This is a genomic window from Carnobacterium sp., assembly GCF_045617425.1.
Lineage (GTDB): Bacteria > Bacillota > Bacilli > Lactobacillales > Carnobacteriaceae > Carnobacterium_B.
This window is the reverse complement of the sequence record NZ_JAZLIO010000021.1, coordinates 48,577-67,415: the sequence shown is the minus strand read 5'-3', so window position 1 is coordinate 67,415 and position 18,839 is coordinate 48,577. Positions and strand designations below refer to the sequence as shown.

Here is an 18,839-nt window from a genome sequence, read left to right as displayed (position 1 = left end):
CTCAATTTGCTTTTTTAGTCTGTCTTGAAAGTTAACTAAGAATAAGTAGGAATTTATGGATAATAATGGTCTAACTATAAAAAGTCTGTTAGACTTAATACTTAAGTACATAGTTCAGATTACAAGAGTGGAGGAAAAAATATGTTAGAAGTAAAACAACTAAAAAAAACCTTCGGAACGTTAACTGCAGTAGATGATGTTAGTTTTACGATTCCTGATGGTCAGATTTTAGGGATGATTGGGCAGAATGGCGCAGGGAAAACAACAACTTTTCGCTTGATATTAAATTTCTTAACGGCTGATTCTGGAGAAGTATTATGGGATGGTAAGCCGCTGAAAAAAACGGATTATGATATCATTGGTTATTTACCGGAAGAGCGTGGGTTGTACCCTAAGGTTTCAATTGAAGATCAAATTATTTATTTTGCACAGTTACGTGGGAAATCAAAAAAGGAGATCAAACCTCAAATTGATAAATGGATGGAGAAATTCCAAGTTAAAGGAAAAAAGACAGATAAAATTAAATCCTTATCTAAAGGAAATCAACAAAAAGTGCAATTAATCGCTACGTTGATTCATCAACCAAAATTGGTTATTTTAGATGAACCTTTCAGTGGGCTAGATCCTGTCAATGCTGGATTGTTAGAAATTGGAATCAAAGAATTAAAAAAACAAGGGGCTTCGGTCATCTTTTCAAGTCACAACATGAATAATGTTGAGGATATCTGTGACAAGTTGATCATGTTAAGAAATGGTAAAATGGTCTTAGATGGAACCGTCCGTGAAATAAGAGAACAATTTGGTCGAAAAAAATTGTTTTTAGAAACAGCCATTTCTATTGAGGAATTGCAATTGATGCCTGGAGTTGTAAAAGCAGTAGAAACTAATGATGGAATGAAAGTTCTAGATTTAGAACATCCGGAAGATGGAAAAGCTATTTTCGAAAAAGTAACACAAGACGGATACATTACTACTTTTAGTCAGCAGCCACCTACGATAGAGGAAATATTTAAAATGAAAGCAGGTGAATTCCATGAATAAGTTTTGGGTAATTGTGACTGATGTCTACAAAAAAAATATTAAATCATTCGGATTTTTAACAATGGTACTATCACCTATTGTGATGCTGCTAGTCATTGGTGGAATTATTTATTTTATTAGTCAATCTGAAAATGATATTCCTGAAATTGCTGTTTTAACGTCTGATCAAGAGATCCAAACTCTTTTAGCAACTCAGGAAAATCAATTTACTATTAATTCTGAAATTACAACGAAAGAAGCAGCAGAGAAAGCTATGGAGCAAGAAGAGCTAGACGGTTATCTTGAAGTTAAATCTGATAACCAACTTGTTTCAGCAAACTATGTGGATACTTCAGGGAGCGATGCTTTAGATACGACTGTTTTAACAGGTTTACTAACCAGCATCCAATTAAATCGAAAGGCAACAGAATATGGATTAACACAACAAGAAGCAATGGAATTGATGACTCCTGCAAGCCTAACTACAGAAACAGTTCGTTTTGAAGATGGTGGAATCACTAACCAAGATAGTACAGAAGAGACTATTAAAATGTGGAGTTCATATGTTGTCGGTATTGCTATTTTCATTTTTATTATGAATTATGCTAGTATTATTGGGACTGAAATCGCATCTGAAAAAGGAACAAGAATTATGGAAATTATTTTATCAAGTGTTTCTTCTACAACCCATTTCTTTGGAAAATTAGTTGGGATATTATTGGTTTGTCTGACACAAATCATTATCTATGTTGTATTAGCCTTGATAGCTTATCCTTATATAAAAAATATTACTTTTGTTCAAGAATTTTTTGAAGGAATCGATATGGGAGCTTTATTAAGTAATTTATTAGGTACAACACTTATTTACTTTGTATTAGGGATTATTTTATATGCTGGTTTAGCAGCTTTCTTTGGTTCGTTAGTAACGAAAATAGAAGATGTCAGCAAAGCCGTTACACCTTTGGTTTTCTTAGCATTGATTGGGTTTTATGGCGGATTGTTTGCTTTTGCCAGTCCAAATCAACTCATTGTTAAAATTGGTTCTCAAATACCTTTATTCACTCCGTTTATTATGCCCTTTAGAGTAGCGAGTGAAACAGTGTCAACTACTGGGATAGTGATTTCTATTATCGTGATGATTGTATTTACTATTCTTTGTACGTTGCTATCACTAGTAATGTATCGTTCAAATGTTTTAGTTTATTCCGATGCCGGAATGATGAAAACAATGAAGACATCTTTTAGTATTCTAAAAAATGAACGAAAGAAGCCAGAATAGTAAATTAATAAAAGTAAAAGAGAGCTAGGTTAATGTTAACCTAGCTCTCTTTTACTTTTATTTACAGTTCATTTCTCGATGATCTTGAAGGGAAAGTAAATTCAGCTTGTTCAAGAACGTCAATGTTCATTAAGTCCGTTTCTTCATTTTCGTCGTCACTCATAATAAAATGAGTAAGGGGTTCTTCAATTGATAAGCGATCCTTTGTGTCTGATTGTACGATGAATGTAACAACCTTTGTCTTCATGTTTATTTCAGTTAGTGCTTCAGTATATAAACTGTCTAGTGTTTGGATTTGTTCAGCTAAAAATCCAGCTTCTAAATTAAAACTAGGTTGTGCATGTTCTAAACGGGCTTGTACAACTTTACCAGATAAAGTATAAACCTGTTTATTGTGTTGTTCCTTATTCAATTCTATTAAGCCAAAACCCGCTTTATCAAAAAAGCGAATTATGTCTTGCCTATTTGCAAGTGGATATTGTCTGGCCAATTCTTTACCAGCCCAATACAAAATTTCGTGTGTTTCTGCTCCTAATAAGTTGGGTATAAGAACATCTCTAATCAGTTCATATCCAAATAAGGAAGTTGTTTCGTTAAATTTCTCTAGATCCACTTTTTGTTCGTTCTTTTTTCTACTCACTAGCTCATTCACCTCTTTTGTCATTCACAATTTATTATAACGTGATTTGAAACAGAAACCTATCTTTTTAAAAAAAATGCTATTCAGTTACTTAAAAAAAAGAAAAAAGAAGTTATTTAAACGATTAACTAAGTTAATTTACCTAATCCCTTGAATTTCGTGCTAAAAAAAGGGAAAATAGATAGAGTATACAAATGAAAATAAACAGAGGTTGTTAAAGATGAAAAAACAAGCGATAGGTTTTATAGATTCTGGAGTTGGTGGTTTGACAGTAGTAAAAGAAGCTATGCGACAGTTACCAAATGAATCGATTTATTATGTAGGAGATACTGCACGTTGTCCTTATGGTCCAAGACCGGAAGAACAGATTCTACAATTTACATGGGAGATGACCCATTTTTTATTAAAAAAGGATATTAAGATGCTTGTAATTGCTTGTAATACAGCAACTGCAGTAGCCTTAGAAGATTTAAAGAAGAAGTTAGCCATACCAATCATTGGTGTTATTTTACCCGGAAGCCGTGCTGCAATCAAAGCAACAAAAAATAATCGTATTGGAATTATTGGAACTGAAGGTACGATAAAAAGTGACAAATATAAAAAGATGATTCGTTCAAAAGACACTTTAGCATCAGTAGACAGTTTGGCTTGTCCAAAATTCGTTCCTTTGGTTGAAAGTAATGAATATGATAGTGCAATTGCTAAAAAAATTGTTACAGAGACTTTGAAGCCCATAAAAAATAAAAATATCGACACATTAGTTTTAGGTTGTACCCATTATCCATTATTGCGTCCGATCATCCAGAATTTTATGGGTGATTCAGTAACATTGATCGATTCAGGTGCAGAAACCATTAGTGAAGTAAGCACTATTTTGGATTACTTTAATCTTGCAGAATTAAGCAAAAATAAAGAAGTTTCTGAACGGAAATTTTATACAACAGGATCTACACATATGTTTAATGATATTGCCTCTCAATGGTTGGGAAATGAAACATTAGATGTTGAACATATTAAATTAGGGACAGAAAAATTTTAAACAAGAGCTAAAAGCTCAAAAAAAAAGCGAGGTTCAAGTATGCGTGCTGATGGTAGAAAAAATGATGAAAATAGGTTGGTGACAATAGAAACCAATTATTTGAAACACCCTGAAGGATCAGTTTTGGTCTCTTTTGGAGACACGAAAGTAATTTGCAATGCAACAATTGAAACAAGAGTCCCGCGTTTCTTAAAAGGAATGGGTAGTGGATGGGTTCATGCTGAATACAGCATGTTGCCGAGAGCTACAAATACACGAAATATACGTGAAGCAGCTAAAGGAAAATTAAGCGGACGTACAATGGAGATTCAACGATTGATTGCACGTTCGCTACGTTCAAGTATTGACTTAGAAGCCCTAGGAGAACGTTCAATTACGGTAGACTGTGATGTGATTCAAGCAGATGGTGGAACACGAACTGCAAGTGTTACAGGCGCATTTGTAGCTTTAAAATTGGCGATTCAAACATTATTGGATAGTGGTGAATTAACAGAAAGTCCAATCAAAGAAAATGTAGCAGCAATCAGTGTAGGGATTTTAAAAGATGGAGAAGCGGTATTAGATTTAAATTACTTGGAAGACAGTTCTGCAGAAGTAGATATGAATTTAGTTATGACTTCTAGAGGACAATTTGTTGAAATCCAAGGTACAGGTGAAGAATCTACTTTTTCTGCAGAACAACTTTCAGTGATGTTAGAATTTGGTAAAAAAGGGATCAATGAATTGATTCAAGTTCAAGATGATGCATTTCAACAAGCTCTTTCTTTAAAAAATGAAGGTATAAAACCGTACCCGCTTATTCCAAAGGATGAAATTTTAATAGCAACAGGAAATGCTGGAAAAGCTAAAGAATTTGAAGCGTTATTTGCAAAAAAAGGATTCAAAGTAAAAACGTTACGTGATTTTCCTGAGATTCCTGAAGTCGAAGAAACGGGAACAACGTTCGAAGAAAATGCGTTACTAAAAGCAGAAATGATTGCTCGCACACTAAATATGTTAGTGTTAGCAGACGATTCAGGATTAAAAGTAGATGCGCTAGATGGTGCGCCAGGCGTTTTTTCTGCTCGCTATGCAGGAGAATTAAAAAGCGATGCTGCGAACAACGCCAAACTATTGCATGAATTGACAGGGGTAGATAAAGGAGATCGTACAGCACAATTTCACTGTACGCTTGCACTTGCTTTGCCTGGAAAAACAAGTTTAGTTGTTGAAGGCGAAGTAGAAGGATTAATTTTAACCATCCCTAAAGGGGAGAATGGTTTTGGTTATGATCCATTGTTCTTCGTTGAAAGTAAAGGGAAAACAATGGCAGAATTGACTCAAGATGAAAAAAATGAAGTCAGTCATCGTGCAGTAGCACTAGAAAATTTGGAACAAGTTTGGGATGATTGGATAAATAGTTAATCTATTGCTGCAAAAACGGAGGGAAAAGAATGAAAGTACTAGTTGTAAGCGACAGTCATGGAGATCGGGAAATTTTAGTAGAACTAATTGAACGGTATAAGGATAAAGTAGATCAGCTCTTTCATTGTGGGGATTCCGAGTTGGAAGCAACCGATCCCGTTTGGGATTCTATGTTGACTGTCAGAGGAAATATGGATTTTGAAGATGAGTTTGCAATGACACAAACGATTGAAGTACAAAATCAACGGATATTTATGGCTCATGGGCATCGCTTGGATGTTAACTACACTATGCAAGAGTTAGTCTTTGCAGCAAAAGAAGAATATGCAAACTATGCATTTTTTGGCCATACTCACCAAGCTAGAGTGGAACAAATAAATAATATAGTGATATTAAATCCTGGCAGTATTTCAGAGCCCAGAGGCAACTATCCTTTTCCTACCTATGCAATTATTGAGAATGATGACTCTCAAGTCAATGTAACATATTACAACCGCGCTCATGAAGCCATTGAACAATTATCTAGCCACTTTTCTAAAACGAAGGAATAGCAAGGTCCTAAATGCACTTTTTTTTAAGTGAATGATTATTTTTTTATCTAATTCCATTGTTTTACTACTCTTTTAGAACTTTTTCACGTAAAATAGTAGTTGGATTTAGTTATCTCAAGGAAGGAAATGAAGATAATGATAGGAAAAGAAATTGGCGAAATGTTACTAGAAAACAAGGAACAGTTTTTAATTCCAGCGGATCGAGTTGCTCATGTTCAGTTAAATAATCGTTTGAACCATGCTTTATTAGTTCTTACAAAAATTGGGTATTCAGTTATCCCCGTTTTAGATTATGATTATAAAATCAAAGGATTGATTTCAATGCCCCTGATTATTGAAGCTATTACAGGGTTAGAAGATATCGACTTTGATAAATTAGGAGAAATATTGGTTTCAGATGTTATGACAACTGATTTTGCTGTAATCAATGATCCTTATGATTTAGAGGAAGTACTTCATCTACTAGTTAATAATGCCTTTATCTGTGTAACAAGTGAGGATGGTAGTTTTACCGGTATTATCACGAGAAGTGAGATTTTAAAAGGTACTAACCGAATTGCTCATGAATTTGAAAATAAATATGATGTTATTCGTAAAACGGAACGCTTGCATTAAAAATTTAATGAACAGTAAGGAATGATCAAATGAATGCTAATGAAATTATTGAATTTATTGCAAAAAGTGAAAAGAAAACACCTGTAAAAGTTTACTTGAAAGGCAAATTAAATCATTTGAATTTTCCTGAAACGATTAAAAATTTTACTTCTGATGAAGTCGGTACTATTTTTGGTGAGTGGAGTGTTATTGAACCTTTTTTAGAAGCAAATAAACAATGGATTGACGATCAAGTGATTGAAAATGACCGTCGTAATTCTGCAATTCCGTTACTTGATTTGAAGAAATTTAAAGCTCGAATTGAACCAGGAGCATTTATACGGGAGCAAGTCGAAATTGGAGACTCAGCTGTCATTATGATGGGTGCGGTGATTAATATTGGCGCAGTTATCGGCGAAGGTACAATGATCGATATGGGTGCTGTGTTAGGTGGACGAGCAACCGTTGGGAAAAACTGTCATATTGGGGCAGGAACTGTTTTAGCAGGTGTCATTGAACCAGCAAGTGCTCAACCTGTTATTGTAGAAGATAATGTTTTGATTGGAGCGAATGCTGTTGTATTAGAGGGTATTCGAATTGGAGAAGGTTCAGTTGTTGCAGCAGGCGCTATTGTAATCCATGATGTTGCACCTTATACTGTTGTAGCAGGAACGCCGGCTAAAAAAATCAAAGATATTGATGAAAAAACAAAAAGTAAAACAGGTTTAATTGATGCTTTACGTGAATTATAGAAATAAAAAACGATAAATCAAAAGAGTGTGAAACAGAAAGAGAAATTACTTTCTGCTTCATCTCTTTTTTTAGAAGAGGGTAGTGAAAATGCTAAAAGAAAATCCGTTTATCCAAATGCGCAGAGAACTACATTTAATCCCTGAAATTGGCTTAGAAGAGTATGAAACGCATCGCTATTTAATGTCCAAAATTAAAGAATTGCCACAAGAGAACCTAGATATAAAAACATGGGAAACAGCTATTGTCGTTCGAGTCAAAGGAAGTATTGGTCAAAAAACGATTGGGTGGAGAACAGATATAGACGGTTTGCCAGTTGTTGAAGAAACTGAACTACCTTATCAATCGATTCATAAAGGAAGAATGCATGCGTGTGGCCATGATATGCATATGTCAATTGCTTTAGGATTATTGACTCATTTTAGCACACACCAAACGGTAGATGACCTGGTTTTTATTTTTCAACCAGCTGAAGAGAACGTAAGTGGAGCAAAAATCATTTACGATAGCGGATTCTTAAACGATTATATGCCGGATGAAATTTACGCACTGCATGTAAAACCAGATTTACCAGTAGGGACTTTAGGAACAAAAATTGGAACGTTATTTGCTGGAACATGCGCGATCGATGTTGAATTTAGAGGTGTAGACGGGCATGCTGCTTATCCACATGAATCCAATGATATGATAGTAGCGGCGAGTCAATTTATTAATCAAATTCAAACAATTGTTAGTCGTAGCGTTAATCCTATGGAGGGCGCAGTAATTACTTTAGGAACGATGCATGCGGGAACAGCTGGAAATATCATTAGCGGGTATGCAAGTCTTACTGGAACGATACGGACACTAACACCAGAAATGAGTGAATTAACTCAAAAAAGAGTAAGAGAAATCGTTAAAGGTATAGAACTTTCGTATAATTGTAAAATTTATTTAGATTTAGATCAAGCCGGATATTACCCTGTTATTAATAGTGAAGCAGAAACACTTACATTTATTGATTATATGATAAAAAATCAAGATGTAAATTATACAAAAATTGAAACAGCGATGACTGGTGAAGACTTTGGCTATTATTTAGATAAAATTCCAGGAACAATGTTTTGGCTAGGTGTAGATAGTCCTTACGGCTTGCATCATCCCAAAATGACGCCAAAAGAAGAGGCTATTCCGTTTGCAATCGAACACGTAGGAGATTTTTTAGAAAAGAAAGCCAATAGACAGTTATAATAAAAAAGCTTCTCTTTTAAACCAGCAATGGATAAAAGAGAAGCTTTTTTATTTAACAATTAGATAAAGTATACCCAATAAAATGAACAGTGAAGCACTAATAATAACCGTAACACTTGCATTAAAAGACGCAAGCAAACTCCCTATAATAGGTCCTAACATGGTTCCTACACCTTGGAAAGATGAGATGATGCCCCAACTAACATTTTGGTCTTCTTTAGTGATTTTTGTAGCCACAAAAGAATTCCAAGCTGGTAAAAAAAACGTATAGGCAATCGCCATTGACACGACTAAAATGTAAATAACTACAATAGAAGTACTAAAAGCTGTTGAAATCAGTGTAAATCCAAACCACATAAAACCAGCAATAAATAGAAGCCGAGCGCTAAAATAGTCAATCAATCTGCCAATAGGCATCATAAGAAGACCTGCTGTTAAGCCAGCAATGATTAGTAGAAGAGTATACTGATTGTAAGAAAGTTTAAGGTGCTGTAAGACAAAGGTTGGTAAAATAGGAATTAACATACCAAGGGAAATGCTTTGCAATAAAGTACCAGGTAATATGATGCGACTTTTTTTCAAAATAGAAAGAGTTTTTTTGAACATCTCTCTAAAGGGTTGCTTAGTATTTTCTAGTGCTTGATGGTCACCTGACAAACGAAAACTAAAAAAAGCAAGTACTACGAAGACTGGTAAAAGCCAATAAGAGACAGACAAACTAACATTCATTAAGTAATTCATTACGATGACACCACTAGCCATACCTAATAACCAATAAAAATAAATCAATCCCATATTTGTTCCTCGTGATCCTGAACTAGCCTTAGCCAAAAGTACGATCCAAATAGGGCATGCTCCAAAACCTAATAAAATTGAAGCAAGAATAATAACCAAACCGTTGAATTGAAATAATGGAACAATAATTAAAGAAAGAAAGATTAAAATAAAAGAAACAGAAATTATTTTTTTAATACCAAAACGATTCATTAAAAATCCTGCTTGGAAATTTGAAAAAGCATCGCTAATATAATGTAGACTGATAGCCAGTCCTACCAAAGCAAGATTAAACTGAGTACCTACTGCAGCCTGAACCGGCAAGTAACTAATAATAAAAGCAGCACGAACATATTCAACGAGCATTAATGAAATAAGCAAAAAAAAGAATTTTCTGTCAATTTTTAATCTCTTTTGAGTCATATCTTGTCTCCTTTTGAACATAAGGCTTTTCTATCAAAGTTAAGACTTTATCAACTATAAGTGCAGATGATTTTGTATGGAAATGCTTTTCCATTTGCTTGGATAAACTTCTCGCTAAAAGAGGCTGTTTTAATAAGGATAAAACTGCCGGAGCGACTTCCTCTTCGGATTTCGTTACAATAGCCATTCCTTCTTTTTCGAAAAAGTTGGCATTATCTTTTTCTTGTCCAGGAACAGCAGGTGTTAAAATTAAAGGAATTTGGATTGCTAAAGCTTCTGAAAGCGAAATTCCACCTGCTTTTGTTACCATAATATCAGACGTAGTCATTAGATTAGCCATATTTGAAACATAACCAAGAATGGTTATGTTCGTATCATTTTGGTATTTATAAATGAGTTCTTTAAAAAGTAATTGATTTGAACCGCAAACAACTGTAATGTGCAAATCTTCCTTGATTTTTAGTTCATCAAGAATATGAGCTAAATCTTTTAGCACACCATGAGCACCAGCAGAAATCAATAATTTTTTTGTTTCAGTAGAAGAAAAATCTTTGTGCGAAGAATCATAGGTATTTTGATAAAATTCTTCCTTTATTGGAATTCCTGAAATAGTGATTTTGTTTTCATTGATTCCTGTGTCCACTAATTCTTTTTTTAGACTGTCACATGCAACAAAAAAATAATCGATGCCATCTGAAATCCAACGGGTATGCAAACAAAAGTCAGTTAAGACATTAATAAAAGGAATTCCGGGTTTTGTGCGTTGTTTATAAATAGGCAAAGCTTGCATTGGAAAAGTATTAATAACTACATCAAAGTCATTTTCCTTCATTAATTGGCTAATACGCATGTAACCATATCGATCAATCATTCTATCAATTCTAAAATCAGTTAGTCTATAATCAGATTTATAATACAGGAAACCATAGATATTTTGTCCTTTAGAAAAACTTTTAATGTACAACTTTCTAGTAACGTTAGTTAAAATAGGATGAGCTTCATAAAATAAATCTGATGTGACGATATTTGTGATACCACGTTTGTTTAATTCTGTTATTAGCGAGCGGGTCACTTCTAGGTGACCGTTTCCGTAACTTCCAGTTAAAATCAGTATTTTAGGCGATACTGGTACCATAGTGAACCTCCTTTAGTTATTATAAAATGGCTAATGTATAACGTTAAGTGGATTTACAGGGATTTCAATCCCTTTTTTTGTCAACGCGGTAACATACGCTTGAGAAAAAGCGTTTTGGATTTCAAATTCATGTCCATGTAAAGCGAATATCACAATTCGTATTCCGTAATTACCATTTCCTAAGTTAATTAAACCTAGACTATCTGGAGGTTCAGTAATATCTGGATACTGTGGCACAAGGGTATCATTCACCTCAGCTATTATCATATTTACTTTATCTATATCGGTATCTGGTAAAAGGCGAATATCAATTTGAGCACGCATATCTTCGCGTGATTTATTGCTTACAATCGTGATGTAACGATTAGGTACAAAATTCATAGTACCATCAAAGCTTTTCACCTTAGTTGTTTTTAAATTTACATCAACTACTGTACCAGAAACGGTTTCTAAGTTTACAACATCACCAACATCAATTTGCTTCTCCAATAGAAGGAAAAAGCCATTTACAATATCGCTGACAAAACCTTGCGCTCCTAGAGATAATGCTAAACCGATGACCCCAGCACCTGCCAATAGTGTACCAACAGGAATACCAATAGCTGAAAGAATGGCATAGAATAAGAAAAAGCCTACAAAAGATTGAAATAAATTTTTTGTCAAGTTATAGAGTGTGTTTAAACGATTTGTTGAGATATCCTTTTTCTTACGGTAATTTTCAAATGTTCGTTCAATAAAAAAATTTCCGATTACTTTTATAAGATAAAAGAAAATGGTGAAAAAGACAATTTGAATGATGCTTGCTGTCACCATAGAAATAATTTTGGCCCAATCAATTGAAGTCCAAAATTCCGAAAAAATATTGGTTTGTTCTGTAATAGTATCAACTACGTCAACTGCGATTGAACTATCTAGCTGGCTGCTATTATCCATAATACTGCTATCCATAAACTAAATACTCCTTTAAATAAACTAATTTCTATTAAAATGCTTCTTACCTATAGTAACAAATAAAAGGATAAAATTATAGTCACATCTCTATTAAGAAAATTCTAAATTTTTTTATAGCTTTTGAATTAAAAGAAAAATTAAATAAGAGAGAAAAAATAATAAAAGTATTCGGTTTCATATTATTTGATGTAAAAAATAAATAGTGGTATTCTATACTTGTATAAGATACTTTATTTAAAGATGGAAAATTTGTTGATAAACTAGCTTTTTTTAATTGAAGTAGTTTGTAAAACAAATCTATTTTATCTGAAAAATAAGAAAATAGAAGGAAGTGAGGAGTTCATATGACAGGTGGAGAAATTGCAGCTCTGATAGCTGCTGTAGCATTTGCAGCATTAGTCGTGTTTTTAATTATCGTATTGTTGAAAGTTTCTAAGGTAATTGGAGAAGTCCAAAAAACGGTTAATGAAGCGAATAAAACCATAGGAGTTCTTACAAAAGATGCGGATAGTCTTCTGATTGAAGTTGAGGGATTACTAAACAAATCCAATACTACATTAGATGATGTCAATGGAAAGTTAAGTAAAACTGATCCATTATTCAGAGCTATTGGTGATCTAGGAACGACTGTTTCAAGTTTAAATGATTCTACTCGTAACTTAACTACCCATGTTGCAGGAGCTACAAAGAAAACAGCTCAAACAGGTGTGGTAACTAAAGTCGGTAAAACGGCAGTAAATATGAATAAAAAACGCAAAGATAAAAAAGTAAATGAATAAGCACTAATTAAAATTAAACATTATAGTGAATAGAGAAAAGGAGAGAAGTATATATGACTAAAAAAGGTGGATTTCTTTTAGGAGCAATCGTAGGAGCTGCAGCTGCAGGAATTACAGCATTGTTGTATGCCCCTAAATCAGGTAAAGAATTACGTGAAGATTTAAATCAACAAACAACTAATGCTAAAGGTTCAGCAAAAGAATATGTTGATATTGCAAAAGAAAAAGGTAAAGAAATGAAAACTGTTGCGAAAGATGCTTCTGAAGATATTAAAATTAGCTTGAAAGAGTCAGCTTCTCAAATGAAAGATCAGTTAACTCGTGCTTCAAAAGATGTTGGTGACGGCTTAAGTGATCTTAAAGATTCTGCAACAGATGTAGCTAAAGATACTAAATCAACAGTAACAGATGTAGCACAAGAGGCTAAAACTACTGCTACTGAAGCAGCAGGAGATGTAAAATCAAAAGCAAAAGATACAACAGAAGAAGTTAAATCATATGCAAAAGATAGTAAAGAAGAAGCAACAGATGTTTCGGCTAATCTAAAATATGATAACGAATCTTTGAAAGAAGAAGTTGAAAGAAATACAATGGACTATGCTTATGATCAAGAAAAAGCTGCAGAAGGTCCTGATTATTCAACTTCAAATATTAGTACAGAACAGACTACAGAAAATGGGAAAAAAGATGAGCACAAAACAACAAATACAAATGTGGGCATCTAATTCTAGTCAGTAAAAGCAGTGGAGCGATAAGCTTCACTGCTTTTTTATTTATATTTTTAGTAGTAGGTTAACAAAGTAGTTAAATAGAAGTGTACGTTTTTGGAGTGTGAGTAAATACTTCGCAACCATTTTTTGTAACTACTACACAATCTTCAATGCGGACTCCAGCTAAACCTGGTACATAAATACCAGGTTCTATTGAGAAACACATACCTTCTTGAATCACAAAATCATTATCTTGCATAATAGATGGAAACTCATGTACGGAACTTCCTAATCCATGCCCCAATCGATGTGTGAAATAAGATCCATAACCAGCATCTGTAATGATATCCCGAGCAATTTTATCTAATTCCCCAGCTGTTATACCAGGTTTTATTGCATTCAAAGCAGCGTTACAAGCCTGTAAAACGATAGCATAGATTTCTTTTGCTTGTTTTGAGGGTTTTCCAAAAGCAATAGTTCGCGTAACATCACTAGTGTATCCGTTGTATACAACGCCTAAATCAAATAAAATAAACTCATTTAACTGGACTTTTCTTTTCCCGGGAACACCATGTGGACTAGCAGCGTTATCTCCAGTCAAGACCATTGTCTCGAAGCTCATTTCTTTTATGCCTTCTTTTTTTAATTGGTATTCGATTTCTGCAACAATTTCTTCTTCAGATACGTCTTCTTTTATTGCGTTGAAACCAATTTCTAAAGCTCTATCAGCCCATTTACCGGCTTCCATCATTTTTTTAATTTCATCAGGCGTTTTGATTAACTTCATTGTCTGTATTTTTGGTGTTATATCTAAGAAAGAAGCAGTTTGAAAAAAGAATTGTAACTTCTCAAAGCGTCCAACAGTTAAAAAATCTTTTTCTATAGCTATTTTACTAAGATTGCTGCTATGAGATTGCAAGTGTTTGGCAATAAGTGCCCATGGGTCTTCATTGTCTAAATAACCATAAACATTATGTGTCCAATCACTTTTTATAGCATCCTCTTTTTCGAGTTCGGGTGTGAAGAGAAAAGGTTCGCCCTTAGCAAAAACTGCCAGAGCTAAGATACGCTCATGCGGTTCACTTTCATATCCACTTAAATAAGCTATTGTATTAGGCTCATTAATAAACGCTCCATCTATATTTTGTTCGGCTAACCATAGTTGTAATGCATTAAGTTGTTTATTCATACTTTTATCCTCACTTTCAACTAACTGAATGATTATAATTGTAGCACTATTGATCTTGATTTTCTTAAAAAAAGGTGAAAAATAGAAAATTGTCTAAATTTACTCAATGAAAGAAATAAAATGAAATTTTCATGAAAATGGAATTGAAACGCTTGCATTAGTGCCATAAGTTTGCTAAATTGGTAGTATGTAATAAGTAAGCGAATCTAATTATTCGAAGGAGATTGATTATGGAAAAACAAACCATCACTATTTATGATGTTGCAAGAGAAGCGAACGTTTCTATGGCAACTGTTTCACGTGTTGTAAATGGCAACCCAAACGTAAAGCCAACTACTCGAAAAAAAGTATTAGAAGTTATTGATCGTCTAGACTACCGTCCAAATGCTGTTGCACGTGGATTAGCAAGTAAAAAGACAACAACTGTGGGAGTAATTATTCCCGATGTTACGAATTTATACTTTTCTTCTTTAGCTAGAGGAATTGACGATATAGCAACAATGTATAAATACAACATTATCTTAGCGAACTCTGATCAAAATGATATAAAAGAAGTTCAAGTATTAAACACACTTTTAGCTAAACAAGTGGATGGAATTATTTATATGGGACATAAAATTTCTGATGAATTAAGAGCAGAATTTTCACGTTCGAAAACACCTGTAGTTTTGGCAGGAACAGTAGATCCTGATGAGCAAATGGGTAGCGTAAATATTGATTATGAAGCTGCAACAGAACAAACGATTGACCAATTGATTGCTAGCGGACACGAGCGTATCGCTTTTGTATCAGGATCAATAACACAAGAACCAATTAATGGGGTTTATCGCTTAAAAGGGTATAAAACAGCGTTAGAAAATGCTGGTATTGCTTATGATGAAAGTTTAGTTTTTGAAACAGCTTACACATTTACTGCTGGAGAAGAAGTATATAGTAAATTAGCTGAAGCAGGTGCTACTGCAGTATTTGCTGGTGATGACGAAATTGCTGTAGGAATCATGAATGGAGCTCTAGATCACTCTATCAAGATACCAGAGGAATTCGAAGTAGTTACTGCAAACAATTCTAAGTTATCTGAAATGGTAAGACCGAAATTGAGTACGATTACTCAACCTTTATACGATATTGGTGCTGTAGCTATGCGTTTGTTAACTAAGTTGATGAACAAAGAAGATGTAGATGAAAAAACAATTATTTTACCACATCATATTGCAAATAGAGGGACAACTAAAGAAGTATAAAAAAAGGCATCGGAAACCGATGCCTTTTTTTTATTCATTCTTTTTTTCTTCATCAGCTTTAGCTTTCTTAGCAGCTTCTTGTAATTTTTTCTCGTTTTCTATCTTCTCTTTAGCTTTCACTTCTTCAGCTTTTGTAGCATCAGCTTTTTTCTTATCTTCTTCAGTTTTCGCTTTTTTCGCTTCTGCGTTCTTTTTTTCTTCATCAGCTTTAGCTTTCTTAGCAGCTTCTTCGCTTGCTGATTTAGAAGCTTTGTTCCAATAATCTCCTAATTCTTTTTCAGAAGCAGCAAGAGCAAAGTTGTAAGTGGTTGTTTTGGGAAGGAACTTTTTATTAAAGAGTTCTGTTTTTGTAGCACCAGAAATCGTAACCTCTTTTCCATTCGCTAATTTTACTTTTCCTGGCATCATTCCTGTAGAAGCTAGAACTTTAGCCTCTACAACACCATCTGGTTGTTGGAAAGCTTGATCCGTGCCCAAAACAGTAGGATTAGCATTATAGATTGCATTCATCAATCGAGCCCAGTGTCTTTTGTTTCTTAAACTTGGACTTTCTGAACCAGAGTTAGATAAATCATTAATAGGTGTATCCACAGCATTATCGTATCCGATCCAAGAACTCAGAGTAACTTGAGGAGTGTAGCCGATAAACCAAATATCTTTTTGGCCATCTGACGTTCCAGTTTTACCTGCAATATCAGCTTGGAAATTCAATTGACCTTTTACGTCTTTAGCCGTGCCGGTGTCTAATACATCACGTAAAATATCAGTTGTAAGATAAGCTGTTTCAGCGCTGAATACTTCAACAGGTTTTACTTCATGTTGGTAAACAATCTCTCCAGCAGCATCCTCAATTTTATCAATGATATAACCTTCAGTGTAGTTCCCTTTATTTGCCAAAGTAGAGAAGCCATCTGTTTGATCTAAGACGGTTGTTCCTTTAGATATTCCACCAATAGGAAGAGCATAATAAACTCCTTGATATTCTTCTGTCGTAATGACATCAGAGCCAAATCCCATCTTGTGCATATAAGATTCAAGTTTTTCTTCCAAATTATACGTATCTTTCATTTGTTGATAAATTTTAGTTGTTACAATGTTGCTTGATTGAGAAAGACCTGAACGGACATCTGTCCATTTATTTGGAGTAACATTTCCAACATTGGTAATTTCATGAACGCCTAAAGAACCATTTTCCCAACTTGGTACTTTAGCAGTACTCTCAAAAAGCATCGAAGCCGGTGTAATAATGCCTTCTTCCAATGCTGGAGCAAAAGTTAATAAAGGCTTAATTGTTGAACCAGGAGAACGAGGAGATTGGTAAGCATGATTAACTTGAGTCAACTCATAATCGACGCCACCAATAAAGGAAATAATTCGTCCAGTAGCATTGTCTCTTAACACTGCTCCATTTTGAACCGGCTCAACAAGTGTTTTAGTTTCTTTGGTTTTTTCATCAATATAATCAATCACTTTTACAGTTCCTAGATCACTTGAATTGTTAATGGTTGGATTGCTATTTTCATCATAAGTAATTTCAGGATTTGCATACTGATCAACGACGTTATTCATAGCTTCGTAAACGCCTTTATCAATAGTTGAGTAAATTGTATAACCTTTCATTCGTAAATCTTGGTCTGCTTGATTGTAATAAACGTCATTCAGTTCTTGGTCATTAGAAAGATCTTCAGCTGAATAACCATCTGCAGTATATAACTGTTCCATGATAATCTGTCTGGCTTGTTGTTCTACAAAGTTGTAAACATAATCCGTACTATCTTTAACATCTGCTTCTTGAGGTAAAAAGTCTTGTGACAAATCATAAGCTAGAGCATTATCATATTCTTCTTTAGTAATGTAGTTTTCACGGTACATTCTGAACAAAACTTCATCTTTACGGCTCATACCTGCAGATAAATCTTCCTTAAGAGCCCCTACTTGAGAATAAGGACTGTAAACAATTGGATTTTGAGGAAGACCAGCAAGAAAGGCTGCTTGTGGTAGAGTCAGATCGATAGGATTCACTCCAAATATTCCTAATGAGGCTTCGTTTAAACCAGCAATGTTTTGGCCTTTATTATTTCTACCAAAAGGTGAGATATTTAAATAGTTTTCTAAAATCTCTTCTTTTGAAAAATAATTTTCAATACGGAAAGCTAATAAAATTTCATTTGCTTTTCGTTTAAAAGAGACTTCATTTGTTAAAATCTGCTGTTTAACCAGTTGTTGTGTGAGTGTTGATCCACCAGAAGTTGTACTGGCGCCTGTTACTTCTTGTGCCAATGCTCGAACGACCGCTTTCGGAACCACACCAGAGTGTTTATAAAAGTATTCATCTTCTGTAGCAATAAGGGCTTCTTGGACTAAAGGAGACATTTCACTTAATGGAATTTCAGATCGTTTTAAATCTGTTTTTAAGTCACTGATTTTTTCTCCAGTAGCGTAATACATTGAAGAAGTTGCTGATACATTTTCAATGTCAGCTTTCATTTCTTCATATGTGGGGATTTTTTCACCTGAAACAAGGTAAGCAAAGTATCCCGCTCCAGCTCCACCGATAAGGGCACCACCAATCAATAAGACAACGACCAACGTAATAATTAAATTTTTAATTACACTATAGCCGACATTGAACCCAAATAAAAATTTAGCTAATGTAGGTTTTTGGTCTTCCTTTTTAGCTTGTTCCCTTTTTGGAGAATCCGTTGACTTAGTATCTTTAGTAGTTGATTTTGGTGTGGAAGCTGAGTGATTTTGTTGATTAAAATGTTTCGTTTTGAAAGAGATCCATTGTTTCTTCATGAATTGTACCAATTTTAGAATAAATGCTTTGATTTTCTCTAGAAATGATGATTCATTAGTATTTTGTGGACTATTCAAATTTAGTTCACCTCGTAAAATTATATTTTCGTTCTCTAATTACTTGGCTTATTATAACAAAAAGAAAGGAGAAAGAGCAATTTTTGAAGAAATATAGTAGAAATTTAATCAATTTTAAAAAAAGTATGTTTTAAAAGCGAAAAAAGAGTGAATAACAGATTGAAGTAAGAGTAAGATGATTTTTCAATGAAAGAAATCTAATTTAGTTGTTGACTTTTCTCATTGTATTTTTTATACTTATAAAAACAAATCT

The 18,839-nt window shown here is 34.0% G+C and carries 17 protein-coding genes and 1 pseudogene; 12 read left to right on the top strand and 6 right to left on the bottom strand.

Going from position 1 to position 18,839, the window contains the following annotated elements:
• Window positions 1–141: 141 nt before the first annotated feature.
• From ACKI3H_RS10960 to ACKI3H_RS10950, 3 genes and pseudogenes are all read left to right on the top strand, one after another.
• A pseudogene (locus ACKI3H_RS10960) lies at window positions 142–832 on the top strand (ABC transporter ATP-binding protein); the annotation flags it as partial.
• Window positions 814–1,041 (top strand): DUF4162 domain-containing protein, encoded by a 228-nt coding sequence (locus ACKI3H_RS10955; RefSeq protein WP_407372299.1) that lies wholly within the window; start codon window positions 814–816, stop codon window positions 1,039–1,041. The pseudogene ACKI3H_RS10960 and the gene ACKI3H_RS10955, both read left to right, overlap by 19 nt.
• Window positions 1,034–2,299 carry an ABC transporter permease gene (locus ACKI3H_RS10950; RefSeq protein ID WP_407372276.1) on the top strand — a complete coding sequence of 422 codons (1,266 nt, stop codon included), beginning with the start codon at window positions 1,034–1,036 and terminating at the stop codon, window positions 2,297–2,299. Before ACKI3H_RS10955 ends, ACKI3H_RS10950 begins: the two co-directional genes overlap by 8 nt.
• 61 nt (window positions 2,300–2,360) lie before the next feature.
• On the opposite strand, the gene ACKI3H_RS10945 is transcribed toward ACKI3H_RS10950, so the two are convergent.
• A complete protein-coding gene (locus ACKI3H_RS10945) occupies window positions 2,361–2,939 on the bottom strand; it encodes a YslB family protein (RefSeq protein WP_407372275.1) in 579 nt (192 codons plus the stop codon).
• 220 nt (window positions 2,940–3,159) lie between these two features.
• Here ACKI3H_RS10945 and racE point away from each other — a divergent pair, with 220 nt between their 5' ends.
• The 6 genes from racE to ACKI3H_RS10915 all read left to right on the top strand — a co-directional run bounded on the left by racE (window position 3,160) and on the right by ACKI3H_RS10915 (window position 8,507).
• Window positions 3,160–3,978, top strand: coding sequence for a glutamate racemase (gene racE, locus ACKI3H_RS10940; protein WP_407372274.1), 819 nt, complete (start codon window positions 3,160–3,162; stop codon window positions 3,976–3,978).
• Window positions 3,979–4,017: 39 nt separating this feature from the next.
• Complete coding sequence (gene rph, locus ACKI3H_RS10935; RefSeq protein WP_407372273.1) at window positions 4,018–5,382, top strand: ribonuclease PH; 1,365 nt, start codon at window positions 4,018–4,020, stop codon at window positions 5,380–5,382.
• 29 nt (window positions 5,383–5,411) lie between these two features.
• On the top strand, window positions 5,412–5,933 hold the full coding sequence (locus ACKI3H_RS10930; RefSeq protein ID WP_407372272.1) for a metallophosphoesterase: 522 nt from the start codon (window positions 5,412–5,414) through the stop codon (window positions 5,931–5,933).
• 135 nt (window positions 5,934–6,068) lie between these two features.
• Window positions 6,069–6,548 carry a cyclic-di-AMP-binding protein CbpB gene (gene cbpB, locus ACKI3H_RS10925; protein ID WP_407372298.1) on the top strand — a complete coding sequence of 160 codons (480 nt, stop codon included), beginning with the start codon at window positions 6,069–6,071 and terminating at the stop codon, window positions 6,546–6,548.
• A 29-nt stretch (window positions 6,549–6,577) separates the two neighbouring features.
• Window positions 6,578–7,279, top strand: a complete 702-nt coding sequence (gene dapD / locus ACKI3H_RS10920) for a 2,3,4,5-tetrahydropyridine-2,6-dicarboxylate N-acetyltransferase (RefSeq protein WP_407372271.1) — start codon at window positions 6,578–6,580, stop codon at window positions 7,277–7,279.
• Window positions 7,280–7,367: 88 nt separating this feature from the next.
• Entirely contained in the window at window positions 7,368–8,507 is a 1,140-nt protein-coding gene (locus tag ACKI3H_RS10915) for an N-acetyldiaminopimelate deacetylase (protein WP_407372270.1), read from the top strand.
• A 48-nt stretch (window positions 8,508–8,555) separates the two neighbouring features.
• On the opposite strand, the gene ACKI3H_RS10910 is transcribed toward ACKI3H_RS10915, so the two are convergent.
• From ACKI3H_RS10910 to ACKI3H_RS10900, 3 genes are read right to left on the bottom strand one after another with little or no spacing between them, the layout of a single operon-like run.
• Window positions 8,556–9,704, bottom strand: coding sequence for an MFS transporter (locus tag ACKI3H_RS10910; protein ID WP_407372269.1), 1,149 nt, complete (start codon window positions 9,702–9,704; stop codon window positions 8,556–8,558).
• Entirely contained in the window at window positions 9,679–10,839 is a 1,161-nt protein-coding gene (locus tag ACKI3H_RS10905; protein WP_407372268.1) for an MGDG synthase family glycosyltransferase, read from the bottom strand. The genes ACKI3H_RS10910 and ACKI3H_RS10905 overlap by 26 nt, the downstream gene beginning before the upstream one ends.
• 30 nt (window positions 10,840–10,869) lie before the next feature.
• A complete protein-coding gene (locus tag ACKI3H_RS10900; protein WP_407372267.1) occupies window positions 10,870–11,787 on the bottom strand; it encodes a mechanosensitive ion channel family protein in 918 nt (305 codons plus the stop codon).
• 347 nt (window positions 11,788–12,134) lie between these two features.
• Here ACKI3H_RS10900 and ACKI3H_RS10895 point away from each other — a divergent pair, with 347 nt between their 5' ends.
• Both ACKI3H_RS10895 and ACKI3H_RS10890 read left to right on the top strand, forming a co-directional pair.
• The gene (locus tag ACKI3H_RS10895; protein ID WP_407372266.1) at window positions 12,135–12,569 is read left to right on the top strand and encodes a DUF948 domain-containing protein; all 435 of its coding nucleotides are present in this window, start codon (window positions 12,135–12,137) and stop codon (window positions 12,567–12,569) included.
• Between the two features lie 53 nt (window positions 12,570–12,622).
• Window positions 12,623–13,294 (top strand): YtxH domain-containing protein, encoded by a 672-nt coding sequence (locus ACKI3H_RS10890; protein ID WP_407372265.1) that lies wholly within the window; start codon window positions 12,623–12,625, stop codon window positions 13,292–13,294.
• Between the two features lie 79 nt (window positions 13,295–13,373).
• On the opposite strand, the gene ACKI3H_RS10885 is transcribed toward ACKI3H_RS10890, so the two are convergent.
• Window positions 13,374–14,468, bottom strand: a complete 1,095-nt coding sequence (locus tag ACKI3H_RS10885) for a M24 family metallopeptidase (protein ID WP_407372264.1) — start codon at window positions 14,466–14,468, stop codon at window positions 13,374–13,376.
• A gap of 230 nt (window positions 14,469–14,698) precedes the next feature.
• On the opposite strand from ACKI3H_RS10885, the gene ccpA reads away from it, so the two are divergent.
• Complete coding sequence (gene ccpA / locus ACKI3H_RS10880) at window positions 14,699–15,709, top strand: catabolite control protein A (RefSeq protein ID WP_407372263.1); 1,011 nt, start codon at window positions 14,699–14,701, stop codon at window positions 15,707–15,709.
• Between the two features lie 30 nt (window positions 15,710–15,739).
• Here ccpA and ACKI3H_RS10875 read toward each other — a convergent pair whose 3' ends face one another.
• Window positions 15,740–18,586, bottom strand: a complete 2,847-nt coding sequence (locus ACKI3H_RS10875; RefSeq protein ID WP_407372262.1) for a transglycosylase domain-containing protein — start codon at window positions 18,584–18,586, stop codon at window positions 15,740–15,742.
• Window positions 18,587–18,839 lie beyond the last annotated feature (253 nt).

Coding starts and splice junctions, on each gene's coding strand:
- ACKI3H_RS10885 (WP_407372264.1), bottom strand. CDS start 14,468: ATGAATAAACAACTTAATGCATTACAACTATGGTTAGCCGAACAAAAT.
- ACKI3H_RS10930 (WP_407372272.1), top strand. CDS start 5,412: ATGAAAGTACTAGTTGTAAGCGACAGTCATGGAGATCGGGAAATTTTA.
- ccpA (WP_407372263.1), top strand. CDS start 14,699: ATGGAAAAACAAACCATCACTATTTATGATGTTGCAAGAGAAGCGAAC.
- rph (WP_407372273.1), top strand. CDS start 4,018: ATGCGTGCTGATGGTAGAAAAAATGATGAAAATAGGTTGGTGACAATA.
- ACKI3H_RS10910 (WP_407372269.1), bottom strand. CDS start 9,704: ATGACTCAAAAGAGATTAAAAATTGACAGAAAATTCTTTTTTTTGCTT.
- cbpB (WP_407372298.1), top strand. CDS start 6,069: ATGATAGGAAAAGAAATTGGCGAAATGTTACTAGAAAACAAGGAACAG.
- ACKI3H_RS10895 (WP_407372266.1), top strand. CDS start 12,135: ATGACAGGTGGAGAAATTGCAGCTCTGATAGCTGCTGTAGCATTTGCA.
- dapD (WP_407372271.1), top strand. CDS start 6,578: ATGAATGCTAATGAAATTATTGAATTTATTGCAAAAAGTGAAAAGAAA.
- ACKI3H_RS10900 (WP_407372267.1), bottom strand. CDS start 11,787: ATGGATAGCAGTATTATGGATAATAGCAGCCAGCTAGATAGTTCAATC.
- ACKI3H_RS10950 (WP_407372276.1), top strand. CDS start 1,034: ATGAATAAGTTTTGGGTAATTGTGACTGATGTCTACAAAAAAAATATT.
- ACKI3H_RS10915 (WP_407372270.1), top strand. CDS start 7,368: ATGCTAAAAGAAAATCCGTTTATCCAAATGCGCAGAGAACTACATTTA.
- racE (WP_407372274.1), top strand. CDS start 3,160: ATGAAAAAACAAGCGATAGGTTTTATAGATTCTGGAGTTGGTGGTTTG.
- ACKI3H_RS10905 (WP_407372268.1), bottom strand. CDS start 10,839: ATGGTACCAGTATCGCCTAAAATACTGATTTTAACTGGAAGTTACGGA.
- ACKI3H_RS10890 (WP_407372265.1), top strand. CDS start 12,623: ATGACTAAAAAAGGTGGATTTCTTTTAGGAGCAATCGTAGGAGCTGCA.